The organism is Rhizobium sp. TRM96647 (assembly GCF_025780115.1).
GTDB lineage: Bacteria > Pseudomonadota > Alphaproteobacteria > Rhizobiales > Rhizobiaceae > Mycoplana.
Window position 1 is genome coordinate 257168 of the sequence record NZ_JAOXHF010000004.1, and the last position, 15076, is coordinate 272243.

The window sequence follows — 15076 nt, forward strand, 5'->3', positions numbered from 1 at the left end:
TCCTCAAAGCTCCGGTACGGTCAGATCGGCCACGGCACCGTCGAGATGTAGCGTTGCGCCTGTCATGGCCCGCAGCTCGGCCAGGGACATGCCCGGCAGTTTCTCGCGCAGCACGAACCGGCCGTTTGCGACGTCGATGACGGCATGGCTCGTATAGATGCGGGTGATGCAGCCGACACCGGTCAGCGGGAAGGTGCACCTCTCGACCAGTTTCGGGACGCCGTCCCTGGTCACGTGCTCGGTGATGACGAAGACCTGTCTGGCGCCGTGGACGAGGTCCATCGCCCCGCCGACGGCCGGAACGCCCTTGCTGCCCACGCGCCAGTTGGCAAGGTCGCCATTCTGGGCGACCTGGTAGGCGCCGAGGATGGCGACGTCGAGATGCCCGCCGCGCACCATCGCGAAGCTGTCGGCGTGGTGGAAGAAGGCGGCCCCCGGCTTCAGCGTCACGGCCTTCTTGCCGGCATTGATCAGGTCCCAGTCCTCCTCGCCCTTCGGCGGCGCTTCGCCGAAGTCGAGAATCCCGTTCTCCGTGTGGAAAATCGCCTGCCGTCCGGACGGCTGGTAGCGCGCCACCATCTCGGGAAGGCCGATGCCGAGGTTCACATAGGCGCCGTCCTCGATGTCCTGGGCGGCACGCCAGGCGATCTGGGCGTTGGAAAGCTTGATGTCTTCGCGTGTATCGACGGTCATGCGTAGGCCACTCCTGCCCGGATGAGGTCTTCTTCCTGCTGCGGATTGGCTACCTCGACGATGCTGTCGACGAAGATGCCGGGAGTGACGACGTGTTCGGGATCGATGCTGCCGAGGGGCACGATCCGGGAGACCTGCGCGATCGTCCGTGCCGCCGCCATGGCCATCAGCGGATTGAAGTTGCGGGCGGCCATGTTGTAGGTGAGGTTGCCGTGCACGTCCCCCACGTGAGCCTTGATGATGGCAAAATCGGCCTTCAGCCAGCGCTCCTGTACGTATTTGCGGCCGTCGAATTCGGCGACCGGCTTTCCTTCCGCAAGCTCCGTGCCGAAGCTCGTCGGCGTGTAGAAGGCCGGAATGCCGGCCCCGCCGGCGCGGATGCGCTCGGCAAGTGTCCCCTGCGGCACCAGTTCCAGCTCGATCTCGCCGGCAAGGTATCTGTCCGTAAAGGCGCGCGGGTCGGACGAGCGCGGAAAGGAGCAGATCATCTTCCTCACCATGCCAGCGTCGATCATCGCGGCGATGCCGATCCGGCCGTTGCCGGCATTGTTGTTGATCACCGTGAGATCCTTCGAACCCTTGTCGATCAGCGCATGGATCAGCTCGATCGGCGCACCGGAGCCGCCGAAGCCGCCGATCATCACGGTTGCGCCATCGCCGATCCCGGTCACGGCTTCCGCCAAGCTTGCGATTGTCTTGTCCATCTGGTTCTCCCGCCTGCTGCGCCGCCCGGACCTGCCTCGGCGCTTCCCGTGCGCCAGAAGTAGAGCCCGGCAAGAAGACCGGCAATCATTTTGTGCGATATTTGACTTTTGTTCAATTACCGCACAAAACAGGATGCCAGACGGAAGAGGGCCATATGCGGGAAACGGACTTTGTCGGCGGTTTCGCCAAGGGACTGAAGGTCATCGAGGCATTCGGCGAGGCGCAACCGCGCCTGACGATATCCGAGGTCGCCCGGCAGACTGGGCTGGACCGGGCGACCGCGCGCCGTTGCCTCCTCACGCTTTCCGAGCTCGGCTACGCGCATTTCGACGGCAAGTTCTTCGAGCTGACGCCGCGCATCCTCAGGCTCGGACATGCCTATCTGTCGGCGACCCCCCTGCCGCGGCTGGTCCAGCCCCACCTCGACCGGCTTTCGGAGGCGGTGGGACAGAGCGCCTCGGTCTCCGTCCTCGACGGCACCGATATCGTCTATGTCGCCCGCGCGGCACAGAAGCGGGTCATGTCGATCACCCTCGGCCCCGGCTCCCGTCTCCCTGCCTATTGCGCCTCGATGGGGCGCGTGCTGCTTGCAAGCCTGCCCGAGGCGGAAGCGCTGGGCCGGATCACGGCCAGCGACCGCAAGGCGAACACCGAATACACCAGGACCGATCCCGATGAACTGATGGCGGAACTGTCGCGCGTTCGCGCGCAGGGCTTCGCTGTCATCGACCAGGAACTCGAACTTGGCCTTCGCTCCATCGCCGTGCCGCTGGAAGATGCCCGTGGTCGCGTGGTGGCGGCGCTCAATATCGGCGTGCCGGCGGTAACCGTGCCGGTCGAGGAAATGACGTCGCGCTTCCCGCCTGCCATGCGCGAGGTCCAGGTCGCGCTCCGCTCGCTGTTGCAGTAGGCCTGTTCTTGACAGTCGTCAAAGGGCGGTGCTTGCTGCGTTGCGGCAAGGAGAGAGACGATGGACGACGGCCACGAGACGCCCGAAAGCAAGCTGACGCGGACCAAGCGCGGCTGGGCCGAGCAGGGCAAATTTCTCACCGGCCGCATTGCGCGGCCCCAGTCCGGTCGCTTGCCCGATCGCCTGCCGCCGGGACAGCATCTGGTCAGGAACTGGCCGGTGCTCGATCTCGGCCAGCAGCCGGTGATCCGGCCGGAAAGCTGGCGGCTCGACATCGTCGGCGAAACGGAAAGACCGGTGTCGCTCGATTGGCGCGCTTTCCAGGCGCTGCCGCAGTCCGACAGGCTTTCCGACATCCATTGCGTGACCACCTGGTCGCGCTACGACAATCGTTGGCAGGGCGTGGCCACCCGCGACCTGCTCGACCTGGCCATGCCGAAGCCATCCGCCACCCATGTGATGCTGTCGAGCTATGATGGCTACACCACGAACCTGCCGCTCGCCGATTTCGCCGTCGAGGACGCCTTGCTTGCCACCCACTGGGAGGGCGAGCCGCTGACGGTCGAACATGGCGGCCCCGTTCGCGTCGTCGTGCCGCATCTCTATTTCTGGAAGAGCGCCAAATGGGTGAACCGCATCGAGTTCCTCACCGCCGACCGCGCCGGCTTCTGGGAGCGCAACGGCTACCACATGCGCGGTGATCCCTGGGGCGAGGAGCGCTACGCGGGCGACTGACCGCCTGCCTGCGCCGGCCGCGCGCGTAGGCTTGTCCGGGTGGCGGGTCCCTTCCGCCCCACCGCCAGAGCCGCCTCGCGGATCGTCTGCATCAGGATCGATTGCGGCAGCGAGGGCACGGCATCGGTGCGCATCGTCAGCCCCACCGGCCCCTTCGTCTCGCTGGTATCGACGGCGAGCGCGACCAGTTGCCCGCTCTCGATGTCGTTCGCCACCACGCCCGAAGAGATGATCCAGACCGCATCGCTCGACCGGACGAAGGCGCGCCCGAACGCGTCCGAGACGGTCTCGATCTGGTTCGGCAGTTTTGCGACGCCGTTTGCGATCAAGAGCCGATCGACGAAGGGGCGGATGACGGAACCCTGCGTCGGCATCAGCACGGGAAAGCCGGCGAGGCCGGCGAAGACGGATCGGCGGGGGGCGGATAGGGGGTGGCCGGCGCGGACGCAGAAGACCACCTGCTCGGAATAGAGGTGCTCGAAGGAGAACCCCGTCATCCGCTCGGGCGCCGCCAGTCGCCCGACCACCAGGTCGAGGTCGCCGATGCGCAACTGTTCCAGAAGCACCGCATTCTCGCCGGTGACGATCTTGACGCGCACGCCGGTGTCCTCGGCCAAGAACAGGGAGACCGCACGCGGCATGATCCGGCTGGAGACGGTCGGCAGCGCGCCGATGCGGATCGGCGGCGCATCGCCGTGGAGCGCCTGCGACACCGAATCGAAGCCCTGGCGGAGCGCCGTCAGCGCCGCGCCGGCGTGGCGGAGGAAGACGTCGCCATGGCGCGTGATTTTGATGCCGCGGCCGTCGCGCTCGAACACGGCAATGCCCAGCACCTGCTCCAGTTCGCGGATTGTCTTGGTGACGGCGGGCTGGCTGACATGGAGCACGCCCGCGGCCTTCATTACGCTCTTCTGGCGGGCCACCTCGACAAAGGTCTGGAGATGGCGGAACTTGATGCGACTGTCGATCATGGCGCGCCTCGATCATGAATAACCATATGGTTATCAGGTTGCCATGAAATATCATTTTACCTAACCATATCAAGAGACCATTCTGCGACGTCGGGAGGAGACAGCCTTGCAGTTCGCGCGCGTCAACGACATCACGCTCCATCACCAGGTCATCGGCGGTCCGGAAGGCCGGCCGGTGCTGGTCTTCGCCAATTCGTTCGGGACGGACTACCGCATCTGGCGCGACGTCATCGTCCGCCTTGCCGGCGATTTCCCGATGATCCTCTACGACAAGCGCGGCCACGGCCTCTCCGATGTCGGCCAGGCGCCCTATTCGATCGACGACCATGTCAGCGATCTTGCCGGCCTGCTCGAAGTCTATGCGGTCAAGCAGGCCGTCATCGTCGGCCTTTCCGTCGGCGGCCTGATCGCGCAGGGCCTCTATGCCGCCCGGCCGGATCTGGTGCGGGCGCTTGTCCTGTGCGACACCGCCCACAGGATCGGAACTGCCGAGGCGTGGGACGCCCGCATTGCCGCCGTCGAGCGCGACGGCATCGAGAGCATCGCCGACACCATCATGGAGCGCTGGTTCACGCCGGCGTTCCGCCGCCCGGAAAACACCGCCTATCACGGCTACTGGAACATGCTGGTCCGCCAGCCGGCGGTCGGCTACGCCGCGACCTGCGCCGCGATCCGCGACGCCGATTTCACCGCCGTGGCGAAACGGATTGCCGTGCCGACGCTGCTGGTGGTCGGCGACCAGGACGGCTCGACGCCGCCCGACCTGGTGCTTGCGACCGCAAAGCTCATTCCCGGCGCGCGCTACGAAGTCATTCCCGACGCGGGGCACATCCCCTGCGTCGAGCAGCCCGAGGCGCTGGCGGCGATCCTGCGCGCCTTCATCGAACCGCTCACGAACGGAGAATAACGGCATGGCAGACGCGCAACTCGGCTCGGACCGCTACCGCCAGGGCATGGCCACCCGCCGCAAGGTGCTGGGCGAGGCTCACGTCGACCGCGCGCAGGCCGCGGCCACTGCCTTCGATCGGCCGTTCCAGGACCTGATCACGGAGGCCGCCTGGGGAACGATCTGGTCGCGCCCGGGCTGGACGCTGCGCGAGCGCTCCATGGTGACGATCGCGCTGCTCGCAGCGCTCGGACAGGACGACGAGGTGGCCATGCACGTGCGGGCGACGGCCAACACCGGCGCGACGCGCGAGGACGTCTGCGAAGCGCTCCTGCATGTGGCGATCTATGCCGGCGTGCCGGCCGCCAACCATGCGATCAGGATCGCCAAGCAGGTGTTTCAGGAAATGGACGCCGGGAGCGCGGCCGAAAGCCAGGCCGGAGGCAAGCGATGACCGGCAGTCCGAACCGCAAGCCCGAGACGGGCGCCTTTTTTCCGCGCGACCGCAACCGGCATCCGCCGGCATTGACGCCGGGATACAAGACCTCCGTGCTGCGCTCGCCGCAGAAGGCGCTGCTGTCGCTCGACGGAACCCTCTCGGAAATTACCGGCCCGGTCTTCGGCCATTCCCTGCTCGGCGAACTCGACAACGATCTGATCCACAATTTCGCAAAGCCTGGCGAGAGCGCCATCGGCGAGCGCATCATCGTCCATGGCCGGGTCCTCGACGAGCGGGGACGGCCGGTGCCGGGCGCGCTGCTCGAGTTCTGGCAGGCCAACGCCGGCGGGCGCTATCGCCACAAGAAGGAGAGCTACCTGGCCCCGCTCGATCCCAATTTCGGCGGTTGCGGGCGCGCGATCACCGACGACGACGGCGCCTATGCCTTCCGGACGATCAAGCCGGGCCCCTATCCCTGGCCGAACGGCGTCAACGACTGGCGCCCCGCCCACATCCACTTCTCCGTGTTCGGCCACGGCTTCGCCCAGCGGCTGATCACGCAGATGTATTTCGAAGGCGATCCGATGATCTGGAAATGTCCGATCGTGATGACCATCCCCGATCGCGCCGCGGTCGAGCAATTGATCGCGCCGCTCGACTGGGCCAATACGATCCCGATGGATGCGCGCGCCTACAGGTTCGACATCGTGCTGCGCGGCCGTCGTTCCACGCTGTTCGAGAACCGGCTGGAGGGCAACTGAGATGGCACAGGCGCTCTGCTATCTGAAGGAAACGCCCTCGCAGACCGCGGGCCCCTATGTCCATATCGGCCTGACCCCGAACCATAGCGGCATCGACGGGGTCTATCCGGGCGATCTCGGCGCGGCGATGGTCAACGACCGGACGCTCGGCCGGCGCATCACCGTCACCGGCCGTGTGCTGGACGGAACGGGGACACCGCTGAGGGACGCGCTGGTCGAGATCTGGCAGGCCGATGCCGAGGGCCTCTACAACAGCCCGTCCGAATTGCGCGGCATGGCCGATCCGAACTTCACCGGCTGGGGCCGCTGCGCCTGTGACGGCGCCACCGGCGCATTCCGTTTCGAGACCATCAAGCCCGGCCGCGTCCCGTTCAAGGACGGTCGGACGATGGCGCCGCACGTCAATTTCTGGATCGTCGCCCGCGGCATCAATCTCGGCCTCAACACGCGCATGTATTTCGGCGACGAGGCGGCGGCCAATGCCGAGGATCCGGTGCTGATGCGCATAGAGCATCGCCTGCGCGTCCAGACCCTGATCGCGGCCGTGGACGGTTCCAGCTGCCGCTTCGACATCCACCTTCAGGGCGAGAGCGAAACGGTGTTCTTCGACATCTAGCCCGACGACGCGGAACCCGCTGCGGCGCGGCCGGCCTTGATCGGCCGCCGGTATGCGCCATCTTTGTCGCCAGCATCCCCGGTCGGTGGGGACGCATGCCGACGGCTGAAACGACTTTGCCAGGGTGACAGCGATGACCGTATCTCCGTTCGACCACCCCTATCTTTCCGGTCTCCTGGGCGACGAGGAGATGGCGGAGCTCTTTTCCGCAGCCGCCGAGCTCGAGGCCATGCTCGCCTTCGAAGTGGCGCTGGCCCGCGCTGCGGCCGCCGAAGGCATCATTCCGGTGTCGGCGGCCGAAGCGATCGCCGAAGCGGCCCGCCAGTTTTCGCCGGACGTCGCGGTCCTGCGTCAGGCCACCGCCCGCGACGGCGTCGTCGTCCCGGAATTCGTTCGCCAGTTGCGCCAGGCCGTCGGCGGAGAGGCGGCCGCCCACGTTCATTTCGGCGCCACCAGCCAGGATGTGATCGACAGCGCCCTGATGCTGCGCCTGACCCGCGTCGCCGTCATCCTCAGCCATCGTCTCGGCGCCATCGTCGATGAATTGAACGAGCTCGACGCCCGCCACGGCGGCCGGGTGCTGATGGGACGCACCCGCATGCAGGCGGCAATCGAGATCGCCGTGGCCGATCGCATCGCCGCCTGGAAACAGCCGCTCGAACGCCACATTGAAGAGCTCGGCCTTGCGATCGAGCAGCGGTTTCCGGTCCAGTTCGGCGGCGCCGCCGGCACGCTCGACAGGTTCGACGACCGCGGGCCGGCGCTTCGCACGCTGCTTGCCGACGCGCTCGGCCTTGCCGACGTGCCGCAGTGGCACAGCCAGCGCGACCGGATCGCCACGTTCGGCGGCCTTCTGTCCCTGATCACCGGCAGCCTCGGCAAGCTCGGGCAGGACATCGCGCTGATGGCTCAGGATGGCAGTGAGATCGTCCTGTCCGGCGGCGGCGCCTCGTCGGCCATGGCGCACAAGCACAACCCCGTTTCGGCCGAAGCGCTGGTGACGCTGGCCCGCTTTAACGCCACGGCCCTTGCCGGCCTGCATCAGTCGCTGGTGCATGAACAGGAACGCTCCGGCAGCGCCTGGACGCTGGAATGGATGCTCCTGCCGCAGATGGCGGTCGCCGCCGGCAGCGCCACGCGGCTCGCAGGCGCCGTCCTGCGGTCGATCGAGGACCTGGGCAGCGTTCGTTAGAGGCGGCGGTCGCTAGCCCGGCCGGTCTTGCAGCCCTCTCCTGCGAACCTCGCCCGTTAGAGGTAGGCTGCCTTCATCGACAGCACCGGCCGGCACCCGTATATTAGGCTTCCCTTATTATTGGAGGATGGCCGATGGCAACCTATACGGTGTATTTTCCCGGCAGCAAGTATCCCCAGAGCTACAGCCCCGCAATCGCGGGCTTCGACTATAATCCGATGTTCGGCGACCTCGTCGATTTCACCGAAGCCTCGGTCATTAGCCGCTCCTCGACCGTATACAGCCTTCAGTTGGACAACGGCCTGAAGCTTCGCCTCGTCGGCTCCGGCTTCGCCTTCGACAAGGATGGTGCCGCGACCGCCGGGACTGTCAGCCGGCTGGAACTGCTGCAATCCGACGGCGTGACCCCCGTCGCCAAGCTCACCGGCCTGAAGCTCTCGCTCGAGGCCCTGGAGAACGCGGCCGACGTCTTCGACCCCTGGAACCTGCAGGCCTGGATCCTGAACCGCAGCGACACGCTCGACGGATCTTCCGGCAACGACGATCTGGAGGGCTTTGGCGGCCATGACACGATCAACGCCAAGGGCGGCGACGATTTCGTCATCGGCGGCGAGGGCAGGGACAGCTACGATGGCGGCAAGGGCTGGGACAATCTCAGTTTCCAGGATGCCCGCCACAATCCGAATGCTTTTGGCGGCGTCGTCCTCGACGCGGCCGACGGCACGGTGAGGGATCCCTACGGCAACAACGAGACGTTCCAGAATTTCGAGACCTTCCGCGGCACCCAGTTCCGGGACATCCTGAAAGGCTCGGCGAGGGATGAGGACTTCCAGGGGGTCGGCGGCCGCGACGCGATTGACGGCCGCGGCGGCTTCGATACGGTCAGCTATCACCGCGACCAGAGCAACGGCGGCGGCGCCAGGGGCGTCACCGTCGACCTCAAGGCCGGCACCGCCATCGATGGCTTCGGCAAGACGGATACGCTGAAAAGCATCGAGGGCGTGCGCGGGACGGGCTATGCCGACAAGCTGACCGGTGACGCGGGCGACAACTGGCTGCGCGGCGACAGCGGCGACGACACGATCGCGGGCGGCCTCGGCAACGACCAGCTCCGGGGCGACGCCGGCCGGGACTCGTTCGTCTTCAACACCAGGCTCAGCGCCAAGGACAATATCGACGAGATCGAGGACATCAACGTCGCCGCCGATACGATCATGCTGGAAAACGCGATCTTCACCAAGCTGTCCGGCACCGGCACGCTCTCGGCCGCCCAGTTCGTGGCAAACGACAGCGGCACCGCCAAGGACAAGTCCGATCGCATCATCTACGAGAAGGACACCGGCAACCTCTACTACGACTGCAACGGCAGCGCCGCCGGCCAGCGCAAGCTCTTTGCGATCGTCGCCGACGAACTGAAGATCACCGCCGACGACTTCTTCATCATCTGACGCAGCCGCCGGCCTGATTGTGCCTGGCTGCTCGCGGCCACGGCGCCTCGTTCCACGGTCCGGGCCGCGGCTGCCTCATGCCGCGAACGCGGCCTCGTAGATATCCGGCTTGAAGCCGGCCAGCAGCCGTCCGTCGATGTCGAGGATCGGCCGCTTGATCATCGAGGGCTGGGCGAGCATCAGGGCTGCGGCCTTCTCCGCGTCGAGGCCGGTCTTGTCGGCCTCGGGCAGGGCGCGGAACGTGGCGCCCGCGCGGTTCAGCACCGTCTCCCAGCCGAGCGCACCGATCCAGCGATCGAGCGAGCCCTTGTCGATGCCCTCGGCCTTGTAGTCGTGGAAACGGTAGGAGATGCTGCGGCCGTCCAGCCAGGTCCGTGCCTTCTTCATCGTGTCGCAGTTCTTGATGCCGTAGATCGTCACAGCCATGACGTTCGTCCTTTCGATTGCGGGTTTCGACCGGCCTGCCGGCGCGTCGGTGCTGCTCAGAGGCTCAGGAACTTCTCGACCACGGCATCGACCTCCGCACTTTTCAACCCGGCGATGTTGATGCGGGCCGAGCCGGGCATGTAGATCCCGTGGTCGTGGCGAAGCCGCAGCACGTCGGCCTCCTCGAAGGGCAGCAGCGAGAACATGCCTTCCTGTTCTGCCATCGCCGTCAGCACCTGCCAGCGACGCGACAGGCCGGCGGCCAGCGTCGTGCGGATCGAGGCGACCCGGCGGCGCATCGTCTCCAGTTCGGCCATCCAGTCTGCCTTCAGCGCCTCGTCGCCGAGGATCTCGGCGACGATCGCCGCACCGTGGTCCGGCGGCATCGAGTAGTTGGCGCGGGCGATGCTGGCGAAATTGGTGCGGGCGGTTTGCGCCGCATCCGTCGAGGACGCCACCGCATAGACCGCGCCCGTGCGTTCGCGGTAGAGCCCGAAATTCTTGGAGCAGGAGACGGCGACGAGCGCTTCCGGCACGGCGGCGAGCAACGTTCGCAGCCCCGCCGAATCCGCGTCCAGCCCCTTGCCGAACCCCTGATAGGCGCTGTCGACCAGCGGGATCAGGCCACGCTCGGCAATCAGGGCCGAGATCGCCGTCCACTGCTCGGCGGACAGAACCCCGCCGCTCGGATTGTGGCAGCTCGCATGAAGGAGCACCGCATCGCCGGCTTCGGCGCCGGCGAGCGCGTCCGTCATCTGCTCGAACAGGATCGCCTGCGAAGGGACGTCGAAGTAGGGGTGCGTTGCGATCGCAAGCCCAGCCGCCTTGAAGATGGCAGGGTGGTTCGGCCAGGTCGGAACGCCGAGCCAGATCCGCTTGACGCCCATGTGGACCAGCAGGTCGGCGGCGAGCCTGACGGCACCGGAACCGCCCGGCGTCTGGACGCCGGCGGTCGGGCGTTCCCGCCCGGCAGCGCCGGCAGCCAGTTCCCACAGGCGTTCGACGAAGACGGGGTCGCCCTCGGGGCCGACATAGGACTTGGTCGCCTGGTTCTCCAGAAGCCGCCGCTCCGCCGCCTTCACCGCCCGGAAGATCGGCGTCGCGCCCTGTTCGTCACGGTAGACGCCGACGCCGAGGTCGACCTTGCCGGTCCGCGCGTCCGCACGGTAGAGGCCGATCAGGGCGAGCAGGGGATCGTCGGGCTGTCGGGTGAGCTTGTCGAACATGGCGGCCTCCTCCTGGATCGTTGTCGACGCTGGTTTAGGGGAATTCGTGGGCGATTTCGAGCCCCGGCGCCGACTGTCGGCCCGGGCACTGCGGGAAACGTCGCATTCGGTCGGCGAGCAAGGCGCCACAAGCCTTCGGATTACAATGTAAAGTTTATTTAGTAACTACAGATGCAATCATATTGTGTGACCAGGAATAGTGTGCTTTCATCCGCGTCGAAGGGGAAAATCCGATCGGCTGCCCGCGGGGCTCACGCGTCGTGAGAGCGCTTTCTCATGCCGTCAGGCTCGATCGGGACGCCGCGGGGCAGGTTCTTCGTGGATCGATGGGGAAGGGGGCAGGATGCGCTATCGGTCAGGCATGATCTCTTTGCTGCTTCTGGCAGCGGGCTGCGGCACCGGGCCGAACACAAAGGACGTCGCAGCCTTCGGAACCGCGACGGAGAGTGCCGTCGCGGTCATCGGCGAAACGGGCAGGCTGGAGCAGGACCTGGCCGTCGCCTATGCCGCGGAGGCCAATGCCTGCCGCTATCTTCAAGGCCAGCCCTATGTCGTCGCCTCCCCCCGCACTGCCGCGCCGGTATCGCGCCTTACGGAGCAGAAGGCGTTCGTCGCAGCGCTGACGCGCTATGCGACAGCCCTTTCCAGGGCGACCGATCCCGCTGCAGTGGCCGAACTCGAGGCGGCGGCCGGCAAGCTCACGGAAAGCGCGTCGAGCCTCATCGCCGCTGCCTCTCCCGCAAGTGCCGTGGCGGCCCCCGTGATCAGGGCCGGAGTCAAGGGCGTGGTCTTCCTGTCCGAACAGCAGCGTATGCAGCGTATCCGCGCGATCATCGCGGATACGGATCCGTGGCTCTTCGACGCGATTTTCATCCTTCTCAAGGACGACGAGAACGACCGGGAGCTGTTGAGCCGGCGGCTGCGGGAATGGGAAGGGGCCGCGCGGTGCAGCATGCGCCAGGTCCAGCCCCAGCGTGCCGGTGCCTACCAGCAGTTCATGGCTTCCGACCGGGCCAAGCGGGAATATCTGGTGCGCGAGCGGACCGCGAACAGGCGTGTGCTTGCGATAGGAACGCTCGCGGAAACGCACCGTCAGCTCGCAAGGGGCCAGATCGATCTCGCGACGGCCACGACCCAGATCGACAGCTTTCTGGACCTCGTCGATAGTCTTGCGGCGATCCGCACGAAGGAGGCAAGCCTGTGACGACCAACGGCGAGGCGGCAGAAGCCGTTCGGGATGCGATCATGAAGCTGATTCTTGTCTATGACGGCGCTTCCGGCAAGCAGGAGCGAGCCCGCATCACAGCCGTGCTGACAAAGCTGAAAGCGGAATACGATGCTTTGAAGCATCGCAAGCCGGCCACCACCTATGCTGAAATCACAGGTGGAATATCCAGTTCGGCAAATCGCCTCGAGGTCATTCGAAAAGAGAGGGAGGCGCTGAAGAACAGTTTCGTCAGCGCGGCCGAGATCCTGTCCGTCGTGACGAGGGTGCTCGGCCTCCTTCAAGGCTAGAATTGGAACCAACCCTTCCGTGAAACGGTTGCAGGGCCGGAGCGTGTCGCTTACATTCGGCGCGCACAGCCGTGCGAGGGAAGGGTCTTTGAGAAAGCTGAACGAGAAGGTAAGTGCCGCCGCCTTGACGGCGATCCGCAACCGGCGCGGGCACCGGCCGTTCTCTGCCAACCGCGACGGCGGCGATACCGTCATCGCCTCCTACAATGTCCACAAGTGTGTCGGCGTCGACCGCAAGTTCGATCCCGATCGCGTGGCGGAAGTCATTTCCGAGATCGATGCCGACGTGATCGCGATCCAGGAGGCCGACAAGCGCTTCGGCGACCGGTCGGGCCTGCTCGACCTCGTCTCGCTGGAGCGCGACTGCGGTCTCGTGCCGGTGCCGATCGCGACGCTGTCGTCCGGCAGCCACGGCTGGCACGGCAACATGCTGATGATCCGCAAGGGCACCGTGCAGAACGTCCGCCAGCTGAAGCTGCCGGGCGTCGAGCCGCGCGGCGCGCTCGTCGTCAATTTCGAGTTTCCCACCGGCAAGCTGCGCGTCGTCGCCGCCCATTTCGGCCTTCTCAAGCGGTCGCGGGAGTTGCAGGCCAAGGCGGTGCTGGCCTCGGTGGCCCAGGAGGAGGAGATGCCGACGGTGCTGATCGGCGACCTGAACGAATGGCGGGTCGGCCGCAAGTCCTCGCTCTCGCCGCTCTCGCCCGTGTTCGATCCGGTCGCCGGCGCCGTGCCGAGCTTTCCCTCCCGCTTCCCCGTGCTGGCGCTCGACCGGGTCCTCGGCCATCCCCACGATCTCGTCGCCGCGGTCGAGGTGCACGACAGCCCGCTTGCCCGCGTGGCCTCCGACCACCTGCCGATCAAGGCGCATATCGACCTGCAGGCGATCTGGGAGCGTTCCTATCGCCAATACGATCCGGCAAGGACCAAGGCTGTCTCGTCCTAAAGCACGTCGCGATCTTTCAGATCCGCTCCCGCGCAAGGCGCGCTGCGCGAACACCGCCGCCAGCCCTTCTATAGATAGGGCGATCCGAGCCAGGTGATCCGCTCGATCAGCCTGCGCGAGAATGGGCGGGCCCGAAGCGCCTGCAGTTCCACCGGCTCTGCCGTCTTCAGCACGCGGCCGATCTTTTCCTCGAGCTGCGCGGCGAAAAAGGTGTCGAACACCTCGATGTCGATCTCGAAGTTCAGCCGCAGCGACCGCGGGTCGAGGTTCGACGAGCCGACATAGGACCAGACGCCGTCGACGACTGTGAGCTTGGAGTGGTTGAACGTTCCGCCCGCCCGCCAGATCCGGCAGCCCGACTTCAGCAACTGGTCGAACTGCGCGGTCATGGCGAGATCGACGAGCTTGAGGTTGTTGGCGCCGGGCACGACGATGTCGATATGCACGCCGCGCCGCGCCGCGGTCGCAAGCGCGCTGATCAGGTCGCGCTCGGGCAGGAAATAGGGCGACATGATGCGGATATGGTTCTTGGCGATCGAGATCGCCCCCATCAGCATGCGCTGGTTGGCCTCCAGGCTCCGGTCCGGTCCCGAGGCGACGACGCGCGCCAGGAGTGCTGTGTTCGGTGCGGCAGCCGGTGTCTCCAGTTGCCAGGCCTCCCCGTCGAGCACGCCCCCGCCCGAGAAGCGCCAGTCCTCGTAGGCGACGTGAAAGAGGTCGCCGACGACCGGCCCCGTCACGCGAAAATGCGTGTCCCGCGCGACGTTCCCGTCGGAAAACTCGCTCGTGAAGGCGGCGCGGATGTTCATTCCGCCGGTAAAGGCGATGCTGCCGTCGACCACCAGGATCTTGCGGTGCGTGCGCAGGTTGGCATAGGGCAGCCGCAGGCCCATGACGATGTTGCCGTTGAAGACGCGCGCGGAAACGCCGCCCTGGCGCAGCGTCTGCATGATGCTCGGCGTCGAATAGCGCGCCCCGACCGCGTCGATGAGCACATGCACCTCGACGCCACGCGCAACCGCGGCCGAAAGCGCCTCCGCAAGGCGCAGCCCCATGCCGTCGCGATCGAAGATGTAGGTTTCGAGCAGGATGCTGCGCCGGGCCCCGTGGATCGCCTCCAGCATGGCGGCATAGGCGGCATCGCCGGTTTCCAGCATCACGATCGCGTTGCCGGACGTCATCGAGAACCGCGAGACGGTGTCGCCCAGGTGCTTCATCGCCGAAAGCGCGCCGCCGTAGCGGCTATGCACGAACTCGTCGGAGACGTCGTGATGCTCGGGATGGTGCCGCCCCTTCCTGGCGATCGTGCCGGCGCGCCGCAGCGTCAGCGTCTTGCGGCGGATGCGGTTGATGCCGAAGACGTAGTAGAGCACCGCCCCGATGACCGGCGACAGCAGGATGACGCCGACCCAGCCGATCGCCGCCCGCACCTCCTCCTTGGTCATTGCAGCATGGATGGCAGCCGGCGTGCCGAGCACGATCGAAAGCACGACAAGCACATGTGGCCAGTAGTCGGAAAAGGTCTGCAGCATGCCGCTTCCGTCGAGCACCCCTTGATCGTTGAACGGGAATTCCGTTCACCTTAGCGCATATCCCGCAAAACGGTATGG

The 15076-nt window shown here is 66.3% G+C and carries 17 protein-coding genes; 11 read left to right on the forward strand and 6 right to left on the reverse strand.

What is annotated here, in order from left to right:
* Positions 1 to 3: 3 nt before the first annotated feature.
* Together OCK02_RS09780 and OCK02_RS09785 are read right to left on the reverse strand one after the other, a co-directional pair.
* On the reverse strand, positions 4 to 693 hold the full coding sequence (locus OCK02_RS09780; RefSeq protein WP_263812886.1) for a CoA transferase subunit B: 690 nt from the start codon (positions 691 to 693) through the stop codon (positions 4 to 6).
* Positions 690 to 1397, reverse strand: a complete 708-nt coding sequence (locus OCK02_RS09785) for a 3-oxoacid CoA-transferase subunit A (RefSeq protein ID WP_263812887.1) — start codon at positions 1395 to 1397, stop codon at positions 690 to 692. Before OCK02_RS09785 ends, OCK02_RS09780 begins: the two co-directional genes overlap by 4 nt.
* A gap of 155 nt (positions 1398 to 1552) precedes the next feature.
* Here OCK02_RS09785 and OCK02_RS09790 point away from each other — a divergent pair, with 155 nt between their 5' ends.
* On the forward strand, positions 1553 to 2308 hold the full coding sequence (locus tag OCK02_RS09790; RefSeq protein WP_263812888.1) for an IclR family transcriptional regulator: 756 nt from the start codon (positions 1553 to 1555) through the stop codon (positions 2306 to 2308).
* Positions 2309 to 2368: 60 nt separating this feature from the next.
* Positions 2369 to 3043, forward strand: coding sequence for a sulfite oxidase-like oxidoreductase (locus tag OCK02_RS09795; protein WP_263812889.1), 675 nt, complete (start codon positions 2369 to 2371; stop codon positions 3041 to 3043).
* Here the strand turns inward: OCK02_RS09795 and pcaQ are convergent.
* Positions 3028 to 4014: a pca operon transcription factor PcaQ gene (gene pcaQ / locus OCK02_RS09800; protein WP_263812890.1), complete on the reverse strand. Its 987-nt coding sequence runs from the start codon at positions 4012 to 4014 to the stop codon at positions 3028 to 3030. The genes OCK02_RS09795 and pcaQ overlap by 16 nt on opposite strands.
* Positions 4015 to 4120: 106 nt before the next feature.
* On the opposite strand from pcaQ, the gene pcaD reads away from it, so the two are divergent.
* From pcaD to OCK02_RS09830, 6 genes are all read left to right on the forward strand, one after another.
* Positions 4121 to 4921, forward strand: a complete 801-nt coding sequence (gene pcaD, locus OCK02_RS09805; protein WP_263812891.1) for a 3-oxoadipate enol-lactonase — start codon at positions 4121 to 4123, stop codon at positions 4919 to 4921.
* Positions 4922 to 4925: 4 nt separating this feature from the next.
* The gene (gene pcaC / locus OCK02_RS09810) at positions 4926 to 5354 is read left to right on the forward strand and encodes a 4-carboxymuconolactone decarboxylase (RefSeq protein ID WP_263812892.1); all 429 of its coding nucleotides are present in this window, start codon (positions 4926 to 4928) and stop codon (positions 5352 to 5354) included.
* The gene (gene pcaH / locus OCK02_RS09815) at positions 5351 to 6100 is read left to right on the forward strand and encodes a protocatechuate 3,4-dioxygenase subunit beta (RefSeq protein WP_263812893.1); all 750 of its coding nucleotides are present in this window, start codon (positions 5351 to 5353) and stop codon (positions 6098 to 6100) included. Before pcaC ends, pcaH begins: the two co-directional genes overlap by 4 nt.
* Before the next feature lies 1 nt (position 6101).
* Positions 6102 to 6716: a protocatechuate 3,4-dioxygenase subunit alpha gene (pcaG, locus tag OCK02_RS09820; RefSeq protein ID WP_263812894.1), complete on the forward strand. Its 615-nt coding sequence runs from the start codon at positions 6102 to 6104 to the stop codon at positions 6714 to 6716.
* Between the two features lie 133 nt (positions 6717 to 6849).
* On the forward strand, positions 6850 to 7908 hold the full coding sequence (locus OCK02_RS09825) for a 3-carboxy-cis,cis-muconate cycloisomerase (RefSeq protein WP_263812895.1): 1059 nt from the start codon (positions 6850 to 6852) through the stop codon (positions 7906 to 7908).
* Positions 7909 to 8042: 134 nt separating this feature from the next.
* A complete protein-coding gene (locus tag OCK02_RS09830; RefSeq protein ID WP_263812896.1) occupies positions 8043 to 9356 on the forward strand; it encodes a calcium-binding protein in 1314 nt (437 codons plus the stop codon).
* A gap of 75 nt (positions 9357 to 9431) precedes the next feature.
* On the opposite strand, the gene OCK02_RS09835 is transcribed toward OCK02_RS09830, so the two are convergent.
* Both OCK02_RS09835 and OCK02_RS09840 read right to left on the reverse strand, forming a co-directional pair.
* Positions 9432 to 9782 (reverse strand): ArsC family reductase, encoded by a 351-nt coding sequence (locus OCK02_RS09835; protein WP_263812897.1) that lies wholly within the window; start codon positions 9780 to 9782, stop codon positions 9432 to 9434.
* A 56-nt stretch (positions 9783 to 9838) separates the two neighbouring features.
* Positions 9839 to 11008, reverse strand: a complete 1170-nt coding sequence (locus OCK02_RS09840) for an amino acid aminotransferase (protein ID WP_263812898.1) — start codon at positions 11006 to 11008, stop codon at positions 9839 to 9841.
* Positions 11009 to 11351: 343 nt separating this feature from the next.
* On the opposite strand from OCK02_RS09840, the gene OCK02_RS09845 reads away from it, so the two are divergent.
* The 3 genes from OCK02_RS09845 to OCK02_RS09855 all read left to right on the forward strand — a co-directional run bounded on the left by OCK02_RS09845 (position 11352) and on the right by OCK02_RS09855 (position 13466).
* Positions 11352 to 12212, forward strand: coding sequence for a hypothetical protein (locus OCK02_RS09845; RefSeq protein WP_263812899.1), 861 nt, complete (start codon positions 11352 to 11354; stop codon positions 12210 to 12212).
* Positions 12209 to 12523 carry a hypothetical protein gene (locus tag OCK02_RS09850; protein ID WP_263812900.1) on the forward strand — a complete coding sequence of 105 codons (315 nt, stop codon included), beginning with the start codon at positions 12209 to 12211 and terminating at the stop codon, positions 12521 to 12523. The genes OCK02_RS09845 and OCK02_RS09850 overlap by 4 nt, the downstream gene beginning before the upstream one ends.
* Positions 12524 to 12611: 88 nt before the next feature.
* Entirely contained in the window at positions 12612 to 13466 is an 855-nt protein-coding gene (locus tag OCK02_RS09855) for an endonuclease/exonuclease/phosphatase family protein (protein ID WP_230808969.1), read from the forward strand.
* A gap of 68 nt (positions 13467 to 13534) precedes the next feature.
* Here OCK02_RS09855 and OCK02_RS09860 read toward each other — a convergent pair whose 3' ends face one another.
* Positions 13535 to 14998, reverse strand: coding sequence for a phospholipase D-like domain-containing protein (locus OCK02_RS09860; RefSeq protein WP_263812901.1), 1464 nt, complete (start codon positions 14996 to 14998; stop codon positions 13535 to 13537).
* Positions 14999 to 15076 lie beyond the last annotated feature (78 nt).